Origin of the sequence: Flavobacterium sp. NRK F7 (genome assembly GCF_024054195.1) — a bacterium.
Classification (GTDB): domain Bacteria; phylum Bacteroidota; class Bacteroidia; order Flavobacteriales; family Flavobacteriaceae; genus Flavobacterium.
On record NZ_JAMXLB010000024.1, the window covers coordinates 1 to 254 of the forward strand.

General features: G+C 37.4%; 1 pseudogene. It reads right to left on the reverse strand.

The features are described from left to right. Positions 1–254: pseudogene (locus NHF47_RS17185) on the reverse strand (T9SS C-terminal target domain-containing protein); the annotation flags it as partial.

The window sequence follows — 254 nt, forward strand, 5'->3', positions numbered from 1 at the left end:
TTTAATTTAATCACCCAAAAGTCTTCCTGACCTTTGCAGTCTTCTCGTTTATCGATGCCTTTATTAGAAGAAGAAGTACCTCCTAATATAAAACCACCATCGCTAGTAATGGCAATACTTTGCAACAAATCGACTTGGTTACCTCCAAAGCTTTTCTGCCAATCGAGGTTCCCTTTTTCGTCCATTTTCCAAAGCCAATAATCTAAATCGCCTTTGTTGTGGTCTTCTTTATTTCCGTTTTTACCAGAAATAGA